Consider the following 22,012-nt stretch of genomic DNA (forward strand, 5'->3'; position numbering starts at 1 on the left):
GTAGGGTGGGCAAAGGCGCGTCCACCGGTGCTGCTCCGCGGTATGCAGTCAACGCGCCGTGCCCACCGTCCATCGGCGTGCTCGGTGCGAGAGTCAGTCTTAGTCAAATCAGTAGCTCGGCGCGCCTTTGCCCACCCTACAGCAGCCGCTCAGCTCGCCGCGTCGATCAGATTCTCCAGCAGCCGCTTCAGCTCGCCGGTGGCCTTGTCGCCGTAATTCTCCAGGATGTGCGCCTCCTGGCTGGCGGCGAGCGAGTTCAGCCGCTTGCACAGCGCCTTGCCATGATCGCTGATGAACATCAGCACCTTGCGGCGGTCATGGGCGTCCTGGCGCCGGTAGACCAGCGAGTCCGACACCATGCGGTCGATCATCTTGGTCAGGGTCGGGTGGTTCAGCAGCACCGCGTCGGCGAGATCGCCCATCGAGTGCCCCTCGCCGTCCGAGAGCACCTTGAGGATGCGCCACTGCTCGACGGGCACGCCCTCGGTGCTCAGGCGCGACTCCAGCTGCCGGTTGATCTCCCGGTTGGCTTGCGCGAGCAGGTAGGCGAGATGTTCGGTGAGGGGGGTGTTGGGATGGGGCGGTTTGGCCACGGTGAATTTCGCTTGCGGTCCCGACTTGAATGAATGTCCGGCAGTTGCTGCCCGATCTATATGCATCCCAATTCTTGAACATTCAACATTTTCGAATAGGATATTTGCCGAACGCGTGCTGATTTTGACGGCGTATGACCGCCGGTCCACAATGGGCCAGACACGGTTGCGGCCAAGGAGTGGGTGTGCTCTCGACAGGATCTGTCACGGCCGGGCGTCTCAGTCTGCCGCCATCCCTGCTGTTCAGGAGCCCGCCCCGGCGGGCCGGCCTTCCCGCACTCGCCCCGTTCGATCCTGACCGTCTCCAGCGGCGCGGCTCCCAGAACCGGCTGCGCATCGGCAATTTCCTTACCTTCTCCGGGTCGCCCGGCATCTGGGGGCCGGCCGCGACCAACAGCGCGCTGCTCGCGGTGTCCGAGATCAACCGCCACGGTGGCATTCTCGGGCGCGAGATCGAGTTGTCGTTCTACGATTCCGGCGGGCCGGTGGACGAGGTGACCGATCGTGCCAGGGATGCGCTCGAATTCGACGACATCGACGTCGTGATGGGCTCGCATATCAGCGCCGTCAGGCTGGCGCTGCGCCGGCTCACGCGCGGCCGCACCCCTTATGTGTATACGCCGGTCTATGAAGGCGGCGAGCGCACGCCCGGCGTGATGGCGATCGGCGAGACGCCGCACAGCCAGACCCGCCCCGCGATCCACTGGCTGGCGGAGAACAAGCGCGCCCGGCGCTGGTATCTGATCGGCAGCGACTACGTCTGGCCCTGGCAGTCCCACCTTCAGACCAAGACCTATATCACCGAGGCCGGCGGCCAGGTGGTCGGCGAGGAGTTCGTGCCGGTCGGCGAGGATGATCACGAGGCGCATCTGGCGCGCATCTGCGCCGCCAGGCCCGATGTCGTGCTGATCTCGCTGATCGGCACCGACAGCATCACCTTCAATCGCGCGTTCGGCGAGTCGGGCCTCGCCGCGACCACCCTGCGTCTCGCCGGCGCGGTGGACGAAACGGTGCTGCTCGGCATCGGCGCCGACAACACCGAGAACCTGTATTCGGCCTCCGGCTATTTCAGTTGCATCGGCTCCAAGGCCAATGACGCGTTCATGAGCCGCTACACCGCGATGTTCGGCGCCGATGCGCCGCCGGTCGGATCGGTCGGCCAGTCGAACTACGAGGGCCTGCGCTTTCTCAAGGCGGCCGCCGAGCGCGCCGGCTCGCTATCCCTGCGACCGCTCGCCGCCGCCGGCCGCAACATCGTCTATTCCGGCGCGCGCGGCGAGGTGACGATCCGGCAGGGCCGGGCCGGCATGGCGATGCATCTCGCCGCGGCTGACGGACTCGATTTCAAGATCATCCGGACGTTCTGAGTAACGCTGCGCCGAGCTTGGCCGGGCTGCGTGCCGGGGTCACCCTCCCCCTCCAGGGGAGGGTGAGCCATCACATTCGCGGCCGCCTGTTCAGTTCAGCCGCAAGGCAATCACGATGACAAGATCTGCCGTCACGCGGCCGCAGCCTTCTTGGCCTGCACGTCGACGGCAGCCGCCGGCGTACCTCCGACCAAACGAATCATCCTGCTGATGGCCTCCTGCAGCATCGGCTTGCCGAAATCGTCCATCGCCACGGTGACGCCGATCGCCTTCGGGTTCCTGCAAGGAACTCGGGCAACTCCCGACGCCGGCCGCAGGGCTCGCCGGCACACGGCCTTTTGCGACCCTCCGTGGCCGGAACGGGTTGCCGCTCCGTGACGGAATTAATACGATCAAATGTCAGTCACATGAAAGTTGGAGTGCCCGGATGCGTGCGCAGTCGCGAGCCCTGTCGAACCCGGTCGGTCTGTGGTGGGCCATGCTGACGCTCGTCAGCCTCGCCAACATCGTGTTCTGGTTCATCCTGTACCGCCAGCTCAACGGCGGCAGCAATACCCTGGGCCAGGCTTCCCAGACCGGTTCGATGCTGGTGCTATCGGCGGCCTATGTGTTCGGCTGCGCCTTCCGCTCGGTGCTGCCGCGCGCCGACGTGCAGCGCATCTGTCTGGTCGACAGCTGGCTGTCGAGCGTGTTCGTCGGCCGCACCGTGGCGACCATCGCCGAGATCGCCTTCGCGGCGCAATGGGCCATCATCCTGGCGCAGCTCGGCGCGATCGCGGATGCCGAGACCGCGGTCAACATGGCCCGCATCATCGTGCCGCTGATCGTCGTTGCCGAGATCTGTTCCTGGTACGCGGTCGTCACCAGGAATTTCCTCTACAACGCGATCGAGAACTCGCTGTGGGCGGTGGCCTTCCTGTTCGTCGGCATCGGCCTCGGCCGGCTGCTGCCGGAGTTCGACGGTATGGTGCGCGGGCTTCTGATCGCTGGCCTCGTCGGCGTCGCCTGCTATCTCGCCTTCCTCGTCGTGATCGATGTCCCGATGTATGTGAAGCGCTGGCGCATCGAGCGCGCCGCCGGCACGCCGCTGCTGCATCCGCTCGTCGGCCTGCGCGACTCCGCGACGCGCTGGACCGTCACCCACGAGTTCGAGCACTGGAAGGAAGAGATCGCCTGGATGTCGCTGTATTTCAGCGCCGCTGTCTGGGGCTCGCTGGCGCTGTGTGCGCTCTCGGCGATGAACGATCAGCCGCATGATCGCGCGCAGGCGATCGGCGCGCCGCCGGCCATCGTCCAGCACGCCGCCGATCGGTCCTGACGCGACATCCCGCCGTGACGGTCACGGCGGGATGCCTGCCGGCTGAGCGCCGGTGTCTCAGCCATGCATCGCGAAGTGATGCGAATCGTCCATCTGGACGATGTGGCTGTAGTCGGCGTGCGGCGCGTCGTGCACGGCCACCGGCGCGTGGTCGAAATTCGGCGGCACGATGCCGGTGTTGCCCGCATGGCCATGGTCGCCGAAATTGTCGACGATGATCGGGTTGTGCGACGAGCCCTCGCCGTGCAACGGGCCGGGGAAGCCGGGGCCGGGGCCCTGGCCGCCCTGGACGTTGTCGCCGGACTGATGGATCGCCTGCGCGATCGAGTCCCAGAACCCGCCATGGCTGCCGCCGTCCTGTCCCGCATGAGCGATCTGGATGCTGCCGTCGCTGCGCAGGCCGTCCTGGGCCAGCTTGAAGATATCGCCGATCGCCGCGCCGAGATCGCCATGGCTGAGGTCGTTGACGAGCGAGCCCAGGTCGTGGCCGATCGCGTCGAGCTGCTGCCCCAGCGAGTGGCTCAAATCGCCGGCGGTCTGTGCCAGCCCGTTGAGACCCTCGCCGACGAAATGGCCGATGCCATCGACGATGCCGGTGCCGACCGCATCGGCGCCGTGGGCGATGCCGGAGATCGCCTCGCCGATCGGTCCGCCGACCAGGTGGCCCGCCGCCGACGCCGTGTCGGTGACCACGCCGATGGCGCCGTCGGCCACCGCCACGCCGGCGTCGAAGCCGCCCTTCACCACCGCGCCTGCGGCGTCGAGCGCGTCCATGCCGACCTCGCCGGCCGTTCCGACGATGGTGCCGGCCATGCCGAGCGCGCCGTGGCCGACCGCGCCGGCCGCCTCCAACCCGGCCTCGCCGAGGCCGACCGCGGTGTGTGCGAGGTCGCCAGCGACGTCGAGGGCGCCATGCGCCACGTCGCCCCCGACCTTGAGCCCGCCGTCGACGATGTCGCCGCCGATATGCTTCACGTCGTTGATGACGCCGTCGATGTCACCATGCACCAGATGGCCCACCCCGGACGCCACGTCGCCGGCGACGTTGATCCCGGTATGGAGGACGTCGCCGCCGACATGGACCACGGTCGAGGCCACGTCGCCTACGGTGTGAAGCAGGCCGCCGCCGATCGCCTCGGCACCGTGCCCGATCGCACCGAGCACGCCACCCACGGTATGGATGGCCTCGCCGCCGAGCGCGCCGATGCCGTGCACCACGCTGCCCACGGCATGGGCCGCATCGCCGGCGACGTGCTCGACCGTATGGACCACGGCGCCCGCCGCGCCGCCGACCGCACCCGCCACATCCTTCGCGACGTCCTTCACGTCGTCCACGGCGGAACTGACGGCATCTCCGATATCATCCCAAAAGCTCATGACCTGCTCCTCTCGGTTGCGTCACCTCGCCTCGGGTGACGGCGCCGTTTGTCGCAGATCGCGGCCCCGCGCTCCGTGCGCGACGTCACGCAAGCTGAGACGTGGCAGGGCTCCGGTGGAAGCCTGTCCGTAAGCCGCGTCATCCACCTCTTCGGGGGGCGCAGGGAGGGACATGCGCGGATGCCGGCGCAGGCCGGGCAACTAATTAGCAGGCCCTGATCGCGATCGTTCAGGGCGGCATCGGCGTGATGCTCGGCGGCGGTTCAGGCGTGGCCGATCCAGCCATGCCAGGTCAGCGCTGTGAAGAATGGACGAACATCGCGAAAGCCGCCGTCACGCAGGATGGCTTCATCCTCCCCTGGGCTCAGCATGTTGACGCTGGCATCGACGGTCGCGCGCATCGTCCTGGCCTGCTCGGGGTCTGTGCCGGACGCAACGGCATAGGCCGCGTACCGATCCAGCCACAGCGACCTTTCGACTGGCTCGTTGGGCAGGCAGCTATGGGCCACCACGAACGGCGCTCCAGGGCGGAGCCGGTCGTGCACGGCGCGGACTGTCCGCAACCGTTCCGGCGCTGCCAGAAAATGCAGCGTCAGCAGGCATGTCGCCGCGTGAAACGGGCCGGCCGGCGCGTCGTCGATGGTGCCCTCGATCAGTTCGACCCGGCTCGTCCGCGGGCCGAGCGTGCGTTCGGCGAGTCGCAGCATCTGCGGTGCCGGATCGACGCCGACGAAGGTCCACGATGGTTGCGCTTCCGCCAACGCATTGAGCTCGAGCCCGCCGCCCGCGCCCAGCACGAGCACCCTCGCGTGTTCGGGCGCCCGCTCGGCCAGCAGGACCGCCGTCATCCGGTGCAGCCCGTCGAGACCGGGCACGAAGCGCCGCGGACCATCCGTGTAGCGCGCGACGAACTCGGGATCGGAAAACGCGCGGATGAACTGCTGGGCGCCGTCGGCGATGTCAGCCGGCATGACAAATGTCTCCTTTGCGGGGTCGCTTCCGTCGTTCGAGGCGGTCGTGGAAATCAGCGCTCAGCGCCGCCAGCGTGATGGCGCCGAGACGGGACAGCAGCAAGGTCTCGGCGGCCCGGATGGAGGTGTCGAGCGCCGCATTGACCGCCTGCTCGACGAGGCAGTCGGGAGTCTCGCTCCGATGGCCGATGGCGAACAGCGACGGGCGCCCGAGTGAATCATAGACGTCGCGCAGGGTGACGGTCGCCAGATCGCAGGCGAGCGTCCAGCCGCCGCCATGGCCTTTCTCGGAGCGCACATAGCCGCTGTCCCGGAGGCCGGCCATGATCCTGCGGATCACGACCGGATTGGTCTGCATCATCGCTGCGAGCGCCTCGGACGTGACCGGACCGTCGTGCTCCGCCATGTGGAGCAGGACGTGCAGGATGCCGGACAACTGGCTGTTGGGTCTCATGTAACTTTTAATATGGCATGATATTCCAGCCGTCAACCGGCCGGCCCGGCCATGAAGGCTTGGGCGACGACGCCGGCGCCTCTGCCCGTCGGGCGATTCGGTCCTGCGTCCCGCGTGCGGCGGGCGGGTCCATGCCTCGCAGCGATGAGAAATGCGCTGCGCGCAAAAACTGAATTTTCCTGCGCGTTCAAGCTGATTTGGGCTGTCCAGTCCCCTTAGCAAAAATATGCCGCTTCTCGTTTTCGGAATTTCGTGATTTATTCCGTTCGTCCCGCCTCATCGACGAGGGGCGCTGCGCGGTCGTCACGAAGCGTGGAGTGCGGGATGCGATGGGCGGGCCGGTTTGCAGCGTGATCATTCGCGCGGACGAACAACATCGGCTCGCACGGTCAAGTCGCGTGGTCCTGGCCTCCCGATGCTGAGGTCAAGTCGGCTGATGATGCCCCGCGCATCTCGCCGGTGATGGGGGCAAGACAGCCCGGTCCCCAGGGAGATCGCGAAGCAGCCGTTAAGACTATCGCGCAGGGAGGGCCGGGTCGTCCGGCTGGACCTGTGGTACCTGCCGCCTGCATTTTTTTCGCAGGCGGGCCACGGGCCTCAGTCGAGGTCCGGCCTTCCCTGCACCCTCGCTTCGGAGGGTGAGATCGATGGATCACTCGGACGCCAGGGGCGCCGCGAGAACAGGAACGCATGTCTTCGTCATTGCGAGCGCAGCGAAGCAATCCAGGGCTCGGGTGGGACTCTGGATTGCTTCGCTGCGCTCGCAATGACGGCCGGGCAGGCAATTGGCCACTCAAATCGGTCACGCCTGGCCGCGCGACTGACGACGGCTTCGATAGTCGGGCTTACTTGAATCCTGCGAACCGGCTGTCGAACGAGTTCGACTGCAGCACCGGGACGGCGCCGGAGACCAGTGCGGTCTGGGTCTGTGCCGGCGCCGTGGTGGTAGGCGCGTCGCTGCTGGCGGGCTTGAACGGCGGCCGCGCGGCAGCCTGCCTGGCCTCGGCCGGCTTGGCCGCGACCGGCTTGGGCGCAGGTTTGATCTCGGCGGGCTTGATCTCCGAGGGCCTGGCCTCCGCGGTCCTGGTCTCGGGCTTCGCCGTCGCAGCCTTGGTGTCGGCCGCCGCATTGCCGCCGATCCCAACCTTGCGGGCGAGGCTCGACATGAAGCTCGGCTTCTCCGGCGCACTGACGGCTGCCACGCGGGTGGAGGGCGCCGCTGCGGGAGCCGGAGTCGCACTGGCCGGCATCGCGGCGACCTCGTCGGCGCCGGGCGCGCGCGGCGGGTTGACATGACCGGGGATCGTGCCTGGCGCCGGCGAGAAGTTGGCGAGCGACAGTCCCGGCGCTTCGCCGGCATCGGACAGGCCGGTGGAGGCGCCCGGCACGCGGCTGGCGAAGATCGGATTCATGCCGCCATCGATGCCGGTGTTGAGCTTCGCGACCGGCGTGCCCTTGGCGACGAGCTTGGCGTATTCCACCTCGTCCGCCTGCTGCTTGTCGCGCACGGCGGCGGTGATCTCGTCGGGAACGACATAGGCCGGGCACTTGGCGGCGGCGTCGAACACCGGATCATGCGTCGCGCCCGGCGGCTTCTGGGCGTCGAAGACGTACTTCTTTTCGCAGAAGTCGACCTTCGGCTCCTGCCGGGTGACTTCGAAATGGTCGTAGCCTTCCTTGATCATGCGCCAGAACGGCATGTTCGGATTGTTGCGGTGCCTGGCCATGTTCACCGGCGTCATCCGGAACGGATAGGCCTGGAACTGGAAGGCCCGCTGGCCGCCGAAGAACGACTCGCGCCCAAGCGCATAGATCTCGGCGATCTGCTCGTCGGTCATGGCGAAGCAGCCGCGCGAGGAGCAGTCGCCATGCACCATCAGCTGCGAGCCGCTGCGGCCCAGCGCCTTGTCGAAGGCGTTCGGATAGCCGGTGTTGAAGGACAGGTAGTAGGCCGACTGCGGATTCATCTGGCTCGGATTGATCGAGTAGAAACCCTCCGGCGCCTGGCGGTCGCCCTCGCGCACCTTGGGTCCGAGGTCGCCGGACCAGCGGCAGATCGGATAGGTCTTGAGCAGCGCGAACTTGCCGGAGCGGTCCTGCTTCCAGACCTCGAGCTCGGCCTCCTGCTTGAACACGCGGACCAGGATCGGCGACTGCAGATCCATGTCCTTCTCGCCCATGGTCGCGACGAGCTTCGGCGACACCGGCTGGTTGGCCTTGGCGTTGGTGGCGAGCGCGACCTGATCGCTGTTGCAACCCGTCAGCAGCGCACCGGCGGCCAACACCGCCGAGGTCATCAGAACCCGGACGAAAGCGCGGTTGATCAAGACAATGCTCCCCGCAAACCCGGCATGCCGCAACACCCCAGTCTCATCTCACCCGATCGGCCCGAAAGCTGGATAAATCACGGGTCGACCCTGCGTCATGCCGTCAAACCATTGATTAAAATTGTAGCCTTTGACCCCACGACCCGCAACCCGCGCTCCGGTGGAGCCGCGAGGCCCTGGCCGCTTTGGTCAACAACTTCTAAACAGCAGAGCCCGCCGGCGGGGCCGAAATGCGGCCAAACGGCTGGAAAGACTCACAAAACCGCGAGCGCCGAGCGCTCGGCTCCCGCCCGCTCAGCCGAGCTTACGGCCGATCTCGATGAACTTCTGCCGGCGCTGCTTGCGGATGGCGTCGGCGTCGAGGCCCTTCAGCTCGTCAAGCGCCTGGGCGATCGCCTCGCCGGTGGCCGCGATCATCGCCGCGGGATCGCGGTGGGCGCCGCCGACCGGCTCCTTCAGGATGGTGTCGACCACGCCGAAGCGCAGCATGTCCTGGGCGGTGATCTTCATGCTGTTGGCGGCTTCCTGCGCCTTGGTGCCGTCGCGCCAGAGGATCGAGGAGGCGGCTTCCGGCGAGATCACGCTGTAGATCGCATGCTCCAGCATCAGGACGCGGTTGGCGGTGGTCAGCGCGATGGCGCCGCCCGACATGCCCTCGCCGGTGATGATCGCGACGTTGGGAACGCCGAGCGCCAGGCAGGCATCGGTCGAGCGCGCGATGGCCTCGGCCTGGCCGCGCTCCTCGGCGCCGATGCCGGGATAGGCGCCGGCGGAATCCACCAGCGACAGCACGGGGATGCCGAACCGCTCGGCCATTTCCATCAGGCGGACCGCCTTGCGGTAGCCTTCCGGGCGGGCCATGCCGAAATTGTGCTTGAGGCGGGATTCGGTGGTGGCGCCCTTTTCCTGGCCCATGACGCAGATCGGCTCGCCGCGGAAGCGGCCGAAGCCGCCGAGCAAAGCGGCGTCTTCGCCGAACTTGCGGTCGCCGGCGAGCGGGGTGAACTCGGTGATCAGCCCGCCCACGAAGTCCGTGAAGTGCGGCCGCTGCGGATGGCGGGCCACCATGGTCTTCTGCCATGGCGTGAGCGTGGCGTAGAGCTCGGCCAGCGCCTGGCCGGCCTTCTCCTCGATCCGGCTGACCTCCTCGCCGATATCGGTGCCGGAGGCGGCCATCGCCCGGAGTTCGTCGACCTTGGAATCGAGCTCGGCAACAGGCTTTTCGAAATCGAGGTAGCTGCGCATGGGATCCGGCATGGAAGAGCTGAAGGAAGAGCGCTGGGAGACGAAATCGGTTCGGCCTTCGGACCTGAAGCCGAAGGACTTCAGGAGCTTAGGGTACGATCGGTGCCCAGCCTCCCGGCATCGCGCCGGGATCGCGGGCAGGATGGCGCTCTTTCGGGGCAGACGGGCGCGAAGTCAAGCCGGCCGGGCGTCACGCCGGCGGATTTGGTTTCGGGAAGGTGTGAAGCGACGTCAGGTCTCGGCCAGCGGGTGCAGGTCGCGCACCAGGCTCTTGAGCCGTTCCTCGACCACATGGGTGTAGATCTGGGTGGTCGAGATGTCGGTGTGGCCGAGCAGGGTCTGGACGATGCGCAGGTCGGCGCCGTTGTGCAGCAGATGGCTGGCGAAGGCATGGCGCAGCACGTGCGGCGACACCAGCCGGGCTGGCAGGCCGCTCGCCACCGCCAGCTCCTTGAGGTCGCGGGCGAAGTGCTGGCGGGTGAGGTGGCCGCTCTCGCCGAACGAGGGAAACAGCCATTTGCCGAACGTCGCGCTGGCCTTCTTCTCGGGCTTCAACGCATCCAGGGCGGCGAGATAGTCGGCCATCGCCTGGCGCGAGGCCTGGTTCAGCGGCACCAGCCGCTCCTTGTTGCCCTTGCCGCGCACTACGATCATGCGGGCATCGTTGCGGGCGGCCGTCCGCGGCAGCGCCACCAGCTCGGAGACGCGCAAGCCGGTCGCGTAGAGCACCTCGAGCAGGCAATACAGCCGCAGCGCGCGCAGCCGCTGCGCCGGCGAAGCGTCCGTGCCCTCGCTCAGCTCCTTCGCGCGGGTCAGCATCCGGTCGACATCGCCGATCGACAGTACCTTGGGCAGCGGCCGGCCGCGTTTCGGGCCGGACAGGATCGCGGCGGGATCGTCGCTGCGGATGCGCTCGCTCAGCAGGAAGCGAAACAGGTGTCGCATCGCCGACAACCGCCGCGCCACGCTGGAGGACTTGAAGCCCCTGGTGTCGAGATCGGCGAGATAGTCGCGCAATGCCTGGGTGTCGGCCGTGGCGAAGCCGTTGGCCTTGCCGCCGAGAAAGTCGGAGAGATCGGTGAGGTCGCGGCGATAGGCGTCCAGCGTGTTCTGACCGGCACCCTGCTCGGCGGCCATCATGTCGAGGAACAGGCTCATCAGCCTGGCGTCGGAGGCCTTGACCTTCATGTTGTGAAATCCGCTGCGTCCGAGGCGATCGAATCACTACGAGGTATTCGTGCCGGCACGGCGAGCGGTGACTGCAAATCTGGCCGATATCGCGGCGCCCGGCCGCCTCAGACAATCGTAAAATTCTTAATCAATGCCCTGTGGCTTTTCGGTTCGCCGCAGCGGTGCCGATCATCTCTTCTGGAACCTGTCCGGCGGGATCGTCACCGTCATCTCGCGCGGCTTCGGGTTGACGAAATTCGCCAGCGCGTAGATCGCGCCATAGACCACGCCGACGATGATGGCGATGACGGTCAGGAAGCGGAACAGGCTGGGCATGTCGGTCGCGCAGGCCACCAGAAAGGGAACGGTTTCATCCAACATGTTCGCATCGGCCTTGCAAGCCCGTCGGCAGACCGGGCAGCTCGCCTTGGCTCGGGGAGCGGAACAGGATGCCTTTGAAAGCAGCAGGGCCTGGGTTAGAAGCGGAGAAATGACCGAACCGACGCAACCAGCATCTGGACCTGTCGCCCAGGAGGCCGCGATTCTCGCAGGCCTCGGCAAGCGGCTGATCGTGCTGGTCGGCATGATGGGGGTCGGCAAATCGACCGTGGGCCGGCGGCTCGCGGCGCGGCTCCGGCTGCCGTTCGTCGATGCGGATACCGAGATCGAGACCGCAGCCGGCATGACCATACCGGAAATCTTCGAGTCGCGCGGCGAGGACTATTTCCGCAACGGCGAGGCGAGGGTGATCGCCCGCCTGCTCGAAAATGGTCCGGCGGTGCTGGCAACCGGTGGCGGCGCCTTCATGCGCGAGGATACACGGCGGCGCATCCAGGAGAAGGCGGTCTCGGTGTGGCTGAAGGCCGATGCCGACGTGATCATGCGCCGCGTCCGGCGGCGGGCCGACCGCCCGCTGCTGCAGACGGCTGATCCCGAAGGCACGGTCGCGCGGCTCCTGACCGAGCGCGAGCCGGTCTACCAGCTCGCCGACCTCACGATCTTCTCGCGCGACGTGCCGCACGACCGGGTCGTCGAGGACTGCCTGGAGGCGCTGCAGGCGTTCTTCTCTCCACCGGAGACCGCGGCGAGGCCCACCGGACCACAACCCGATCCAGTTCAATCCGATCCTCCGCAGGCGATGGGCGCGCTCCGATGACGGCACCACTGAAGCATTCCGATCCGATGATCGTCGACGTCGCGCTCGGCGAGCGCGCCTATGACATCGTCATCGGCCGTGGCGTGATCGCCTCGCTTGGCCAGCGCATCTCGGCGCTGCGGCCGGGTGTCCGGACGGCCATCGTCACCGACCGCACCGTGGCCGCGCACTGGCTGAAGCCGACCGAGGCGATCCTGGCGGAGGCGGGAATCCCGTCGTCCACGATCGTGGTCGAGGAGGGCGAGGGCTCCAAGACCTATGCCGGCCTCGAGAAGGTCAGCGAGGCACTGATCGCCGCCAAGATCGAGCGCAACGACCTCGTCGTCGCGCTCGGCGGCGGCGTGGTCGGCGATCTCGCCGGCTTCGCGGCCGCCATCCTGCGCCGCGGGGTCGACTTCGTGCAGGTCCCGACCTCGCTGCTGGCGCAGGTCGATTCCTCCGTCGGCGGCAAGACCGGCATCAACTCGCCGCAGGGCAAGAACCTGCTCGGCGCCTTCCACCAGCCGGTGCTGGTGATCGCCGACACCGCGGTGCTCGACACGTTGTCGCCGCGCCAGTTCCGCGCCGGCTATGCCGAGGTCGCCAAATACGGCCTGCTCGGCGATGCCAGCTTCTTCGCCTGGCTGGAAGCCAACCACGCCGACGTCGTCAAGGGCGGTGCGGCGCGCGAGCACGCGGTTGCAACCTCCTGCCGCGCCAAGGCGGCGATCGTCGCCCGCGACGAGCGCGAGACCGGTGATCGGGCGCTGCTCAATCTCGGCCACACCTTCGGCCATGCGCTGGAGGCCGTGACCGGCTTCTCCGACCGGCTGTTCCATGGCGAGGGCGTCGCGGTCGGCATGGTGCTGGCGGCGCAGTTCTCGGCCGAGCTCGGCATGCTGCCGCCCGACGACGTCACACGCATCGAGCGTCACCTTGCCGCGGTCGGTCTGCCGACCCATCTGCAGGATATCGCCGGCTTCGCCCAGGAGGGGATCGGCGACGCCGACCGGCTTTTGGCCTTGATGGCGCAGGACAAGAAGGTCAAGCGGGGCAAGCTCACCTTCATCCTGATGGAAGCCATCGGCCGCGCCGTCATCGCGAAGGACGTCGATCCGGCGCGCGTTCGCGACTTCCTGCAGGCCAAATTGCGCAGCAGAAGCTGATCCCGGGCTTTACGCCGTGTTGAGCAGTGCCAACGGATCATCGGCGGCCTCCCTACAGAGCGACATCGGCGTCATGGACTGGATCACACTCTCCGTCGTCATCATCCTCCTCGCCGCCTCTGCCTTCTTTGCGCTGAGCGAGACCGCGCTGACCGGTGCCTCCCGCGCCTCGATGCTGCGGCTGTCGAAGCAGGGCAATCGCGACGCCGACGTGGTGTCGAGCCTGTTCGACATGCGCGAGCGGCTGATCGGCGCGCTGCTGCTCGGCAACAACATCGCCAATATCGCCGCTTCCGCATTGGCGACCGGCATCTTCACCGCCTGGTTCGGCGAGGTCGGCGTGCTCTATGCGACCGGCGTGATGACCGCGCTGGTGGTGATCTTCGCCGAGGTGCTGCCGAAGACGATCGCGATCAATGCGCCCGATCGCGTCTCGCTCACGGTTGCCAGACCGATGCGGGCCGCCGTGATCGTGCTCGGTCCCGTGCTGGCCGTGATCGAAGCGATCGTGCGTGGGCTGATGCGGCTGATCGGCTTCAAGGTCGGGGCCAATCAGCCGATCCTGTCGCCGACCGAACGCCTGCGCGGCGCCGTCGATCTCCTACATCATGAAGGCAAGGTCGAGAAGCAGGACCGCGACATGCTCGGCGGCCTGCTCGACTTGCGCGAATTGCAGGTGTCCGACGTGATGGTCCATCGCACCGAGATGGTGATGGTGAATGCGGACCTGCCGCAGGAGGAACTGGTGCGCGAGGTGCTCGCCACCGAGTATACCCGCATCCCGCTATGGCGCGGGACGCCGGAGAACATCATCGGCGTGCTGCATGCGAAGGACCTGCTGCGTGCGATCCGCGCCGCCGAGGGCGATGTGTCGCACATCGACGTCGCCTCGCTGGCGCTGCCGCCTTGGTTCGTGCCGGAGATGCGTTCGGTGTCGGAACAGCTGAAAGCGTTCCGCCGCCGCAAGACGCATTTCGCGCTCGTGGTCGACGAGTATGGCGAGGTCGAAGGCATCGTCACGCTCGAGGACATCCTGGAAGAAATCGTCGGCGACATCTCCGACGAGCAGGACGTGCAGGTCGCCGGCGTGCGCGTGCAGCCAGACGGATCCGTCGTCGTCGACGGTTCGGTGCCGATCCGTGATCTCAATCGCGCGATGGACTGGACGCTGCCGGACGAGGAGGCGACCACTGTCGCAGGTCTCGTGATTCACGAGGCGCGCTCGATCCCCGAGCGCGGCCAGAGCTTCACGTTCTACGGCTTCCGCTTTCGCGTGCTGCGCCGGGAGCGCAATCGCATCACCGCGCTGCGCATCGTACCGGTGCCCCGCGGCGAAACCGAGGAGACGCGGCCGCGCCGTGCGGGCACGGCGTTCTAATTGGGGATCAAACCTCGCCCGGCGCCTTCGCATGCAGCGCGAGCGCGTGCACCGAGCCGGCAAGTTCCGCTGCCAATGCGGCGTTGATCAGGCGGTGGCGATCGACACGGCTCTTGCCGGCGAAGGCCTGCGACACAATATACACGCGGAAATGGGTCTCACCGCTCGGCTGATGGCCCATATGGCCTTCGTGCAGATGTGATTCGTCCTGAACATCGAGGCTTTCCGGCGAGAAAGCTTCGCGCAACTTTTCGATGATAGCATCTCGGGTCCGCATGGTCTCTGGAAATACGCATCAAATTATTTTTCGTCAATCGGCGGTCCCCGCCAGAGGTATTCGCAATGTCAAGACTTGAAGCTTTCGGCGTTGCGTAGTCAAAGTCCGCCATGCCGATCGATTCAAACAAATTCTTCGACTCCATCCGCATCAAGCCCAAGAAGCAGGCTGCGCGGCAGCCGGTGGTGCGCGAGGAGGCCCAGCCCTGTCAGTGGCCGGACTGCAAGAACAAGGGCTCGCACCGCGCGCCCAAGGGACGCGAGAACGTGCGCGAGTATTGGCACTTTTGCCTCGACCACGTGCGCGAGTACAACCAGTCCTATAATTTCTTCTCGGGGATGAACGCCGAGGCGGTCGCGCGCTATCAGAAGGATGCGCTGACCGGACATCGCCCGACCTGGAAGATGGGTGCCAACACGTCGGCCAAGCGCGGCACCGGCAGCGCCGAGGGCGATCTCGGCGATGCCGCCGATCCGTTCAGCGTCTTCGCCGAGATCAACGGCCGCGGCAGCTGGCGTCCGGATCCCCAGTCGGCCCCCAAGGCCGAGACGCGCAAGGTCTTCAACGCCGAGCGCAAGGCGCTGCAGGTGATGGGCCTCGGTCCCGATGCGACGCTCGAAGACGTCAAGGTCAAGTACAAGGCGCTGGTGAAGCAGCACCATCCCGACGCCAATGGCGGCGACCGCTCCACCGAGGATCGCCTGATCGAGATCATCAAGGCCTACAACTATCTGAAGACGGTGGTGAAGGGCTGATGCGCGACAGCGCGCGAGGCTGCCGCGCGTCGCGCTCGACGGTTCAGGGCTTCGGCCCGATATAGGCCGAGCTGGGCCGGATCAGCCGCCCCGTCCGCTGCTGCTCGCGGGCATGCGCCGTCCAGCCTGCCGCACGCGCCACCGCGAAGATCGGCGTGAACGCCTGCCGCGGAATCTTCAGTGCATCGAGCAGGATGGCGGTGAAGAACTCCACATTGGTGTCGAGCACGCGCTCCGGATTCTTCTGCCGCAGCGCTTGGCGGATGTAAGCCTCTACCTCGCTCGCAAACGGCAGATCAGCCCCGCTGCCCGCCAGCCGCTCGATCGCGCCCTTGAGCACGTCGGCGCGCGGATCGCGCACGCGATAGATCCGATGCCCGAACCCCATCAGCCGCTCTCCGCGGCCTAGCGCCGCGTCGACCCACGGCTTGATGTTGTCGCGCGTCCCGATCGCATTGAGCATCTCCAGCACCGGCTCCGGCGCTCCGCCATGCAGCGGGCCGGTGAGCGCGCAATAGCCGGCGGTCACCGACGCGAACAGGTCGGCCTGGGTCGAGGCCACGACCCGCGCGGCGAATGTCGAGGCGTTCATGCCGTGATCGCTGACGGTGACGAGATAGGTGTCCAAGGCCGCCACCTCCCCGCTCTCGGGCCTATCGCCACGCACCATCCGTAACGTATCGGCGGCGTGGCTGGCATCAGGGTCGGGGGCAATCGGCTGCGCTCCCTGCGCGCGCTGGACCAAGGCGCCGGCGATCACCGGGCAGGCGCCGACGATCGTGGCTTCGTCGTCGAGCCCGGGTTCGTGGCGCAGCGCCGCGACCGCGGCGCGGAAGCCGTCGATGATCGACAGGCCGGAGGTCGCGGCGAGCAGCTCGGGCAGCCGGGCAAAGGCACGCTCGCGGGCACGACCAAGGCTGGCGCGGACCTCGGCCTCGCCGACGGTGCGCTTCGTGGCCGCGCTCCATAGCCGGGCCGTCACGCCCTCGAAGCCGTTGGCAGCGGCGAGATCGGCCACACGGGCGCCGGCGATGATGAGCTCTCCCTGCTGGCCGTCGACGTGGCTGAGCACGGTCTCGGCGGCGGCGATGCCGTCGAGGCCGATCGGGGTCTTGCCGAGGTGGATGGTCATGGCGGGTCTCCTTCACGAGTGGTCACGCCGGCAAGATCCGCCCAGTCGACAACTTGATCAATCTTGATTAAGCTGATCAATATGAAAAAAGACAGCGGACTTTACCTATCTGCCCGTGAAGCTTCGGCCGAGCTCGCGATCTCGCCGGCCACCCTCTACGCCTATGTCAGCCGCGGCCTGGTCCGCTCCGAGCCGTCGCCGAACTCGCGCAGCAGCCGCTATCGCGCCGAGGACATCCGCGCCCTGAAGGAGCGTCGTGCGCCGGCCCCTGAGCCGCGCGCTTTCCGCAGCTTCGATGCGGATCTCCCCGTGTTCGATTCCGCTGTGTCGACGATCACCGAAGCCGGTCCGATCTATCGCGGCGTCAATTGCGTCGACCTGGCCGAGCGCGACACGCTGGAGCATGCCGCGACACTGTTGTGGGACGTGACCGCGCTCGATCCGTTTGCGCCAGACAACCTTCCGGCCGCGTCGGAGGAGATGAGTCTCATCGCCGATGCCGCGCGGCGCGCGGCGCCGATCGACCGCGCCATCGCGGTGCTGGCGCTGGCGACACATGCTGATCCCGCGGCCTTCAACCGCGCACCCGACGGTCGGGCGCTGGTCGGCGCCCGCATCGTTCGGCTTGTGGTCGCAACCATGCTGAACCAGCCCGCGTCAGCCGATCCGCTCCATGTTCAGGTCGCGCGGAGCTGGGCGCCCGGACACGAACATGCGCCGGACCTGATCCGCCGCACCTTGGTGCTGCTTGCCGATCATGAGCTGAACGCGTCGACCTTCACCGTCCGCTGTGCGGCGTCGACGGGCCTCAGCCTCTACGATGCCGTCATCGCGGGTCTTGTGGCGCTCAAAGGGCCGCAGCACGGCGGTGCCGGCGTGCTGGCGTCGCAACTGGTGAAGGCACTCATCGATCGCGATGTCGCGCCGCTGATCCGCGAGCGGGTGGCGCTGGGCGAGCGCTTCGCCGGGTTCGGGCATGGCGTCTACAAGCGCGGTGATCCGCGCGCGATCTCGCTGCTGGAGGCGCTGACGCGGGCCGGCGCGCCGCGCAAATTCACCCGCGAGGTGCCGGAGCGGATCGCAGAGGCGACCGGCGAGTTCGTTAACATCGACTACGCGCTTGCGGTGCTGGTGCATAGTCTGCGTCTGCCCGCCGGCAGCGAGCTGGCGCTGTTCGCGATGGCCCGCTGCGTCGGCTGGATCGCCCACGCCTGCGAGCAGCTGCAGCATGGCCGCCTGATCCGCCCGCGCGCCCGCTATATCGGACCCGCACCCGGCCGCGGCGCCATGTTGGATTCGCTGTAGCCGTTCTAATCCGCGGCGCCGGCCGCCAGCTGCGTCTCGCGCCGCTTCCGCGTCAATCTGAGGACCAGCCAGACCACGATCGTTCCGGCGATCGCCGCGATGATCCAGGTGGATTTGGCGATATGGCTATGATGCGGAATGCCGCCATAGCGGTGCAACAGCTGCACGGCGAATACTCCGGGCAGGACATGGGCGCAGGCCCACAGCACGATGGCAGGGATGTTCACGGCGTAGAAGCGCGGCGGAGGGATGTCGAGCGCGCCGGCCGTGATCGGCACGACGGCGCGGATCGGCGCGACAAAGCGGGCGAAGAAGATCGCCAGGGTGCCGAAACGGTGGAAGAAGGCCTCGCTCTGCGCCACCAGGCGCGGATAGTTCGAGAACGGCCAACTCGTCAGGATCTCGCGCTGCCTGCGATGGCCGACCCAGAACGCCCCGCCGTCCCCCAGCACCGCGCCCAGGATGGCCGCCGCCAGCACCCATTGCAGGGTCAGCTCGCCGCCCGGAATCAACGCGCTCAGCGCCAGGATGATGGTCGTGCCTGGAACCACCGAGCCCATGATCGGGATCGCCTCCAGCAGGGCGGCCAGAAACAGGGTGAGATAGGCCAGTCCCGCATGCGCTGAGACGAAGGCAATGAGGGGATCGAACAGATGGGCCACGCGGTTCCTGTTGGTGGAGAGGGTGGGCGGGAGCTCCTCGATAAGTAGGAACCCCGGCTCCGGGTGCCACGTCGAGATCCTGGGAAGAGCCGGTGGGCGAAAAGGTGGCACGATTCGCAGGGCAGCCTTTCGAAAACGGCCACTCATGCCTATCTCGATGATATAACGACGGAACTTTGATCAAGGCTTAGGCTTCTGCCCGCGCGTGCTCTCTGCTAGGCTGGCGTTGAAGCCCTTCAACCGCAGCCAAACATGAAATCTGGTTTCGGGAATGCCCGGGACCTCGGAGGATGAATGACGACCGCCGCTACGACCAATGCGCAGGAGATGACCGGTGTGCCCGACATGAAGGTGTCGGTGCGGCAGGTGTTTGGGATCGACAGCGACCTTGAGGTGCCGGCTTTTTCCGCAAGCGACCCGCATGTCCCCGAGGTCGACGCCGACTACCGCTTCGACCGCGCCACGACGCTGGCGATCCTGGCCGGCTTCGCCAAGAATCGCCGTGTGATGGTGACCGGATACCATGGCACCGGCAAGTCGACCCATATCGAGCAGGTCGCGGCGCGACTCAACTGGCCGTGCGTGCGCGTCAACCTCGACAGCCACATCAGCCGTATCGACCTCGTCGGCAAGGACGCGATCGTGGTCAGAGACGGCAAGCAGGTCACCGAGTTTCGGGATGGTATCCTGCCCTGGGCGCTGCAGCACAACGTCGCGCTGGTGTTCGACGAATATGATGCCGGCCGTCCGGACGTGATGTTCGTGATCCAGCGCGTGCTTGAAGTGTCGGGCCGGCTGACCCTGCTCGACCAGAACAAGGTGATCAAGCCGCACCCGGCGTTCCGTCTGTTCGCGACCGCCAACACCATCGGGCTCGGCGACACTTCGGGCCTCTATCACGGCACCCAGCAGATCAACCAGGGCCAGATGGACCGCTGGTCGATCGTCACCACGCTCAACTACCTCGCCCATGACGAGGAGGTCGAGATCGTGCTGGCCAAGGCCAAGCACTATCAGAACGCACAGGGCCGCGACACCGTCAACAAGATGGTGCGGCTCGCCGACCTCACGCGCAACGCCTTCGCCAATGGCGATCTGTCGACGGTGATGAGCCCGCGCACGGTGATCACCTGGGCCGAGAACTCCGAGATCTTCGGCGACATCGGCTTCGCCTTCCGTGTGACGTTCCTCAACAAGTGCGACGAGCTCGAGCGTCCGCTGGTCGCGGAATTCTATCAGCGCTGCTTCAATGCGGAGCTGCCGGAATCCTCCATCAACGTGGCGCTGAGCTGACACACCGGCGTCGTCCTGGCCTCGGGCCGGGACCCATACGCCGCGGCCTCTCTCGTCGGGTGATGCGGGAGAGCGAGTGCGAACAAACGAACGCCGGTGGTTATCGGGCCTGGCGTTCGCCGGGACGATAGCCGCAGGAATCAGATGACCACACCGAGCAACAAGCCCCGTCCTGGCGTCAAGGAAGCACCAACCGAACCTTTCAAGAGGTCGGTCACGGGGTGCCTGCGCGCGATCGCCAGGGCGCCCGAGCTCGAAGTCTCCTTCGCGGCCGAGCGTCCCGGCCTTGCGCCGGGCAAGGCCCGGCTGCCGGAGCCGGCGCGCAAGATGACCAAGCGCGACGCCGCCGTGGTGCGCGGCCATGCCGACTCGATCGCGCTGAAGCTCGCCTGTCATGATCCGAAAATCCATCGCAAGCTGATCCCGGGCAATCCGCAGGCGCGCGGCGTGTTCGAGGCGGTCGAGCAGGCCCGCGTCGAGGCGATCGGTGCAAAACGCATGGCCGGCGTCGCCAGGAATCTCACGGCGATGCTCGACGATCACTTCCATCGCGGCAAATATGACGAGATCACCGACCGCGCCGACGCGCCGCTGTCGGATGCGCTGGCCATGATGGTGCGCGAGCGCCTCACCGGCATGGCGCCGCCGAATGCGGCGCGCAAGGTGGTCGATCTCTGGCGTCCGTTCCTGGAGGACAGGATCGGCCAGCGTCTCGATGAGCTCGGCCGCTTCACCGAGGATCAGGCCAAGTTCGGCGACCTCGTCCACGATCTCTTGTCGGCGCTCGATCTCGGCGATGAGCGCAACGCCGATTCGGAAGAGGACGAGGACAACGACGACAACCGCGACGGCGACAATGAGCAGTCCGGCGCCGAGGGCTCGCCCGAATCCGACGCTGCGCAGGAGATGAGCGCAGACCAGGCGCAGACGACGTCGGACGAGATGTCGGAGAGCGCCATGGAGGCGGCACAGGCCTCGGCGTCCGACACGCTCGATGACGGCGAACTCGGCGACGACGAGACGCCGGGTGAGGCGACGCGTCCGAACCGAGGCGGTGCGAACGAGCCGCGCGGCCCCGAATATCACGCCTTCGCGCCGAAGTTCGACGAGATCATCGCGGCGGAGGACCTGTGCGACCACGACGAGCTGGAGCGCCTGCGCTCCTATCTCGACAAGCAGCTTGCGCACCTGCAAGGCATCGTGGCGCGGCTCGCCAACCGGCTGCAGCGCCGGCTGATGGCGCAGCAGAACCGCGCCTGGGAGTTCGATCTCGAGGAAGGCGTCCTCGATCCGGCGCGGCTGTCGCGCGTGGTCATCGATCCCTATCAGCCGCTGTCGTTCATGCGCGAGAAGGAGGCGACCTTCCGCGATACGGTCGTCACGCTGCTGCTCGACAATTCCGGCTCGATGCGCGGACGCCCGATCACGGTGGCCGCGACCTGCGCCGACATTCTCGCCCGCACGCTCGAGCGCTGCGGCGTCAAGGTCGAGATCCTCGGCTTCACGACGCGGGCCTGGAAGGGCGGGCAGTCGCGCGAGGCGTGGCTCGCCGCCGGCAAGCCGGCCAATCCCGGCCGCCTCAACGATCTCCGCCACATCATCTACAAGTCGGCCGATGCGCCGTGGCGGCGGGCGCGCAAGAATCTCGGCCTGATGATGCGCGAGGGGCTGCTGAAGGAGAACATCGACGGCGAGGCGCTCGACTGGGCGCACAAGCGCCTGCTCGGGCGTACCGAGCAGCGCAAGATCCTGATGATGATCTCGGACGGTGCGCCGGTCGATGACTCCACGCTGTCGGTCAATCCGGGCAACTATCTGGAGCGGCATCTGCGCCACATCATCGAGGAGATCGAGACTCGCTCGCCGGTCGAGCTGATCGCGATCGGCATCGGCCACGACGTCACGCGCTACTACCGTCGTGCGGTGACCATCGTCGATGCCGAGGAGCTCGGTGGCGCCATCACCGAGAAGCTCGCCGAATTGTTCACGGAGACCCACGCTGCGCCGCAGCCTGCGCCGGGGCAAAAGCGCAGGCTGCATTCGTAAGCGGCCGTCGGCCGGCTGCGTCCCTCCTCCGCTTCGGAGGA

General features: G+C 67.0%; 21 protein-coding genes. 9 read left to right on the forward strand and 12 right to left on the reverse strand.

Annotated features, from left to right (window positions below; all coding sequences use genetic code 11):
- Positions 1 to 149 precede the first annotated feature (149 nt).
- Positions 150 to 593 (reverse strand): MarR family winged helix-turn-helix transcriptional regulator, encoded by a 444-nt coding sequence (locus QX039_RS14580; protein WP_315735215.1) that lies wholly within the window; start codon positions 591 to 593, stop codon positions 150 to 152.
- A gap of 185 nt (positions 594 to 778) precedes the next feature.
- On the opposite strand from QX039_RS14580, the gene QX039_RS14585 reads away from it, so the two are divergent.
- Entirely contained in the window at positions 779 to 1,960 is a 1,182-nt protein-coding gene (locus QX039_RS14585) for a substrate-binding domain-containing protein (RefSeq protein ID WP_315735212.1), read from the forward strand.
- A 131-nt stretch (positions 1,961 to 2,091) separates the two neighbouring features.
- Here QX039_RS14585 and QX039_RS14590 read toward each other — a convergent pair whose 3' ends face one another.
- Entirely contained in the window at positions 2,092 to 2,214 is a 123-nt protein-coding gene (locus QX039_RS14590) for a hypothetical protein (RefSeq protein WP_315735210.1), read from the reverse strand.
- Positions 2,215 to 2,387: 173 nt separating this feature from the next.
- On the opposite strand from QX039_RS14590, the gene QX039_RS14595 reads away from it, so the two are divergent.
- Complete coding sequence (locus QX039_RS14595; protein WP_315735208.1) at positions 2,388 to 3,278, forward strand: hypothetical protein; 891 nt, start codon at positions 2,388 to 2,390, stop codon at positions 3,276 to 3,278.
- Positions 3,279 to 3,335: 57 nt separating this feature from the next.
- On the opposite strand, the gene QX039_RS14600 is transcribed toward QX039_RS14595, so the two are convergent.
- The 7 genes from QX039_RS14600 to QX039_RS14630 form a co-directional block, all read right to left on the reverse strand.
- On the reverse strand, positions 3,336 to 4,655 hold the full coding sequence (locus QX039_RS14600; RefSeq protein ID WP_315735206.1) for a hypothetical protein: 1,320 nt from the start codon (positions 4,653 to 4,655) through the stop codon (positions 3,336 to 3,338).
- A 263-nt stretch (positions 4,656 to 4,918) separates the two neighbouring features.
- Complete coding sequence (locus QX039_RS14605) at positions 4,919 to 5,626, reverse strand: class I SAM-dependent methyltransferase (RefSeq protein ID WP_315735204.1); 708 nt, start codon at positions 5,624 to 5,626, stop codon at positions 4,919 to 4,921.
- Complete coding sequence (locus QX039_RS14610) at positions 5,616 to 6,080, reverse strand: Rrf2 family transcriptional regulator (RefSeq protein ID WP_315735202.1); 465 nt, start codon at positions 6,078 to 6,080, stop codon at positions 5,616 to 5,618. Before QX039_RS14610 ends, QX039_RS14605 begins: the two co-directional genes overlap by 11 nt.
- A gap of 845 nt (positions 6,081 to 6,925) precedes the next feature.
- Complete coding sequence (locus QX039_RS14615) at positions 6,926 to 8,407, reverse strand: L,D-transpeptidase family protein (protein ID WP_315735200.1); 1,482 nt, start codon at positions 8,405 to 8,407, stop codon at positions 6,926 to 6,928.
- Between the two features lie 294 nt (positions 8,408 to 8,701).
- Positions 8,702 to 9,664, reverse strand: a complete 963-nt coding sequence (locus QX039_RS14620) for an acetyl-CoA carboxylase carboxyltransferase subunit alpha (protein ID WP_315756907.1) — start codon at positions 9,662 to 9,664, stop codon at positions 8,702 to 8,704.
- Between the two features lie 219 nt (positions 9,665 to 9,883).
- Positions 9,884 to 10,840 carry a site-specific tyrosine recombinase XerD gene (xerD, locus tag QX039_RS14625; protein WP_315735196.1) on the reverse strand — a complete coding sequence of 319 codons (957 nt, stop codon included), beginning with the start codon at positions 10,838 to 10,840 and terminating at the stop codon, positions 9,884 to 9,886.
- Positions 10,841 to 11,011: 171 nt separating this feature from the next.
- Positions 11,012 to 11,158: a histidine kinase gene (locus tag QX039_RS14630; RefSeq protein WP_315735738.1), complete on the reverse strand. Its 147-nt coding sequence runs from the start codon at positions 11,156 to 11,158 to the stop codon at positions 11,012 to 11,014.
- A gap of 154 nt (positions 11,159 to 11,312) precedes the next feature.
- On the opposite strand from QX039_RS14630, the gene QX039_RS14635 reads away from it, so the two are divergent.
- The 3 genes from QX039_RS14635 (at position 11,313) to QX039_RS14645 (ending at position 14,501) form a co-directional block, all read left to right on the forward strand.
- On the forward strand, positions 11,313 to 11,978 hold the full coding sequence (locus tag QX039_RS14635) for a shikimate kinase (RefSeq protein WP_315735194.1): 666 nt from the start codon (positions 11,313 to 11,315) through the stop codon (positions 11,976 to 11,978).
- Complete coding sequence (gene aroB, locus QX039_RS14640) at positions 11,975 to 13,123, forward strand: 3-dehydroquinate synthase (RefSeq protein WP_315735192.1); 1,149 nt, start codon at positions 11,975 to 11,977, stop codon at positions 13,121 to 13,123. The genes QX039_RS14635 and aroB overlap by 4 nt, the downstream gene beginning before the upstream one ends.
- Before the next feature lie 73 nt (positions 13,124 to 13,196).
- On the forward strand, positions 13,197 to 14,501 hold the full coding sequence (locus QX039_RS14645; RefSeq protein ID WP_315735190.1) for an HlyC/CorC family transporter: 1,305 nt from the start codon (positions 13,197 to 13,199) through the stop codon (positions 14,499 to 14,501).
- A gap of 7 nt (positions 14,502 to 14,508) precedes the next feature.
- Here QX039_RS14645 and QX039_RS14650 read toward each other — a convergent pair whose 3' ends face one another.
- Positions 14,509 to 14,778: a BolA family protein gene (locus QX039_RS14650; protein WP_315735188.1), complete on the reverse strand. Its 270-nt coding sequence runs from the start codon at positions 14,776 to 14,778 to the stop codon at positions 14,509 to 14,511.
- 110 nt (positions 14,779 to 14,888) lie between these two features.
- On the opposite strand from QX039_RS14650, the gene QX039_RS14655 reads away from it, so the two are divergent.
- Positions 14,889 to 15,533, forward strand: a complete 645-nt coding sequence (locus QX039_RS14655) for a J domain-containing protein (protein WP_315735186.1) — start codon at positions 14,889 to 14,891, stop codon at positions 15,531 to 15,533.
- 43 nt (positions 15,534 to 15,576) lie between these two features.
- Here QX039_RS14655 and QX039_RS14660 read toward each other — a convergent pair whose 3' ends face one another.
- Positions 15,577 to 16,665 (reverse strand): citrate synthase/methylcitrate synthase, encoded by a 1,089-nt coding sequence (locus tag QX039_RS14660; protein ID WP_315735184.1) that lies wholly within the window; start codon positions 16,663 to 16,665, stop codon positions 15,577 to 15,579.
- 81 nt (positions 16,666 to 16,746) lie between these two features.
- Here QX039_RS14660 and QX039_RS14665 point away from each other — a divergent pair, with 81 nt between their 5' ends.
- The gene (locus tag QX039_RS14665; protein WP_315735182.1) at positions 16,747 to 17,970 is read left to right on the forward strand and encodes a citrate synthase family protein; all 1,224 of its coding nucleotides are present in this window, start codon (positions 16,747 to 16,749) and stop codon (positions 17,968 to 17,970) included.
- Between the two features lie 5 nt (positions 17,971 to 17,975).
- Here the strand turns inward: QX039_RS14665 and QX039_RS14670 are convergent, their stop codons facing one another.
- A complete protein-coding gene (locus QX039_RS14670) occupies positions 17,976 to 18,632 on the reverse strand; it encodes a DedA family protein (protein ID WP_315735180.1) in 657 nt (218 codons plus the stop codon).
- A gap of 294 nt (positions 18,633 to 18,926) precedes the next feature.
- Here QX039_RS14670 and cobS point away from each other — a divergent pair, with 294 nt between their 5' ends.
- Both cobS and cobT read left to right on the forward strand, forming a co-directional pair.
- Positions 18,927 to 19,925 carry a cobaltochelatase subunit CobS gene (gene cobS / locus QX039_RS14675; protein WP_315735178.1) on the forward strand — a complete coding sequence of 333 codons (999 nt, stop codon included), beginning with the start codon at positions 18,927 to 18,929 and terminating at the stop codon, positions 19,923 to 19,925.
- 144 nt (positions 19,926 to 20,069) lie between these two features.
- The gene (cobT, locus tag QX039_RS14680; protein ID WP_315735175.1) at positions 20,070 to 21,971 is read left to right on the forward strand and encodes a cobaltochelatase subunit CobT; all 1,902 of its coding nucleotides are present in this window, start codon (positions 20,070 to 20,072) and stop codon (positions 21,969 to 21,971) included.
- Positions 21,972 to 22,012: the final 41 nt, after the last annotated feature.

This window comes from Bradyrhizobium sp. SZCCHNR1043 (assembly GCF_032489675.1).
Classification (GTDB): Bacteria; Pseudomonadota; Alphaproteobacteria; order Rhizobiales; family Xanthobacteraceae; genus Bradyrhizobium.

Coding starts and splice junctions, on each gene's coding strand:
- QX039_RS14595 (WP_315735208.1), top strand. CDS start 2,388: ATGCGTGCGCAGTCGCGAGCCCTGTCGAACCCGGTCGGTCTGTGGTGG.
- QX039_RS14600 (WP_315735206.1), bottom strand. CDS start 4,655: ATGAGCTTTTGGGATGATATCGGAGATGCCGTCAGTTCCGCCGTGGAC.
- QX039_RS14605 (WP_315735204.1), bottom strand. CDS start 5,626: ATGCCGGCTGACATCGCCGACGGCGCCCAGCAGTTCATCCGCGCGTTT.
- QX039_RS14610 (WP_315735202.1), bottom strand. CDS start 6,080: ATGAGACCCAACAGCCAGTTGTCCGGCATCCTGCACGTCCTGCTCCAC.
- QX039_RS14620 (WP_315756907.1), bottom strand. CDS start 9,664: ATGCCGGATCCCATGCGCAGCTACCTCGATTTCGAAAAGCCTGTTGCC.
- xerD (WP_315735196.1), bottom strand. CDS start 10,840: ATGAAGGTCAAGGCCTCCGACGCCAGGCTGATGAGCCTGTTCCTCGAC.
- QX039_RS14630 (WP_315735738.1), bottom strand. CDS start 11,158: ATGCCCAGCCTGTTCCGCTTCCTGACCGTCATCGCCATCATCGTCGGC.
- QX039_RS14635 (WP_315735194.1), top strand. CDS start 11,313: ATGACCGAACCGACGCAACCAGCATCTGGACCTGTCGCCCAGGAGGCC.
- aroB (WP_315735192.1), top strand. CDS start 11,975: ATGACGGCACCACTGAAGCATTCCGATCCGATGATCGTCGACGTCGCG.
- QX039_RS14645 (WP_315735190.1), top strand. CDS start 13,197: ATGGACTGGATCACACTCTCCGTCGTCATCATCCTCCTCGCCGCCTCT.
- QX039_RS14650 (WP_315735188.1), bottom strand. CDS start 14,778: ATGCGGACCCGAGATGCTATCATCGAAAAGTTGCGCGAAGCTTTCTCG.
- QX039_RS14655 (WP_315735186.1), top strand. CDS start 14,889: ATGCCGATCGATTCAAACAAATTCTTCGACTCCATCCGCATCAAGCCC.
- QX039_RS14660 (WP_315735184.1), bottom strand. CDS start 16,665: ATGACCATCCACCTCGGCAAGACCCCGATCGGCCTCGACGGCATCGCC.
- QX039_RS14665 (WP_315735182.1), top strand. CDS start 16,747: ATGAAAAAAGACAGCGGACTTTACCTATCTGCCCGTGAAGCTTCGGCC.
- cobS (WP_315735178.1), top strand. CDS start 18,927: ATGACGACCGCCGCTACGACCAATGCGCAGGAGATGACCGGTGTGCCC.
- cobT (WP_315735175.1), top strand. CDS start 20,070: ATGACCACACCGAGCAACAAGCCCCGTCCTGGCGTCAAGGAAGCACCA.